Annotated in this window: 1 protein-coding gene; it reads right to left on the bottom strand. The window is 45.1% G+C overall.

Annotation, left to right across the window (positions count from 1 at the left end):
* Nucleotides 1-1087: IS4 family transposase (locus AB4585_RS21765; protein WP_372170900.1), on the bottom strand; the 1087-nt coding region annotated here is incomplete at its 3' end.
* Between the last annotated feature and the right edge of the window lie 108 nt (nt 1088-1195).

The following is a 1195-nucleotide window of genomic DNA, read 5'->3' as shown; positions in this document are numbered from 1 at the left end:
TTGCCGCTTTAAACAATGAGACCGATGGCATTATCTGAAGCGCAATACTACGCCTAATGATCAGCGCAAGTAAACTGGCCCAGATGAGCCCATCAACGATGGCCTTTTGTGCGGTGACAAATCGTTGCCAGTTGGTGTGAGACTTTAACTCTTTAAAAAGCAGTTCCACCTGCCATCGACAACGGTAGATCGCCATGATGTCATCGGCAGTAAAGGTGTCTGAAGGTAAGTTAGTTATCCAAATGCAGAATCGTTTTTCTTCAGCAAACCATCGTCGCACGACTCTAAACTCTTGTTTACCTCGACGGACTTTTAGGTCAAGGACCTGCGAACGGTTGGTACCTCGAGTAATGTCTTTCAGCTTCTTCCCTTCTAGCTTAGGCAGCAGTCGCCCCTTGCCGTTCCTTGCCTCAATAATCATAGGGTTCAGAGACTTAGCACCTCGGACAATATAGAATCCGCCATGCTGTTCAAGCTCTCGAAAGAAGTGGAAATCAGGATACCCTGCGTCAGCTAACAGCAATTTGTTGTTCATCGTTTTGGGCTCAGGTAAAAAATCTCTTTCTGATGCCGTATCAGCGCTGATGTTCATCGCGACTGGAGAAAAGCTTTTCAACGACATTGTCATATGACATTCAACCGCTGCAGGGTTACGTTTAAATCGACTCGGATAAACATCCGCCAGGTCACGATGGATGTGGAAAGAGCTGCCATCTTGAAGCAGTACATCATCAAAGGTGTCGAGCTTATTTGGTAGACCGACATTCTGCTGGCGAGCAAATTGAGCTATTGCTCGCATAACAAGTTGCCGCATGAAATTAGGAAACTCATTTTTCCTCAACTGGTTATGGTAAGGCTTGTATGCCACGGCACCTTCAGGGCTCAAGCACATCCCATTGAATTGTCGCAGTAAATCCGCAATGGAAGTGCAGTTTCCTTTGCTTAACGCGGCCACTAAGCTAATGACTAGCTGCTCGGGTAATATCGCCCGACACCGTTTCATCAGGCCAGTACTTTTCGCCATTTTTTGGAGGGTGTCAGCATTAAAGAATTGCTTAAATTGCTTCTGTAAGGAGATAATCGTCATCGGCTTCACTATTGATGTAGGTAGTTTGTTTGGCGACGATTATCTGATCATAAATGAAGCCTTTTTTCTATCTAAATAAACAAGTTAGCTCTTAAGATCCTGTCTATG

The organism is Vibrio sp. 10N.222.49.C9, from assembly GCF_041474985.1.
Lineage (GTDB): Bacteria > Pseudomonadota > Gammaproteobacteria > Enterobacterales > Vibrionaceae > Vibrio > Vibrio crassostreae_C.
The sequence above is the reverse complement of the archived record's forward strand: the minus strand, read 5'-3'. Positions and strand labels throughout refer to the sequence as shown.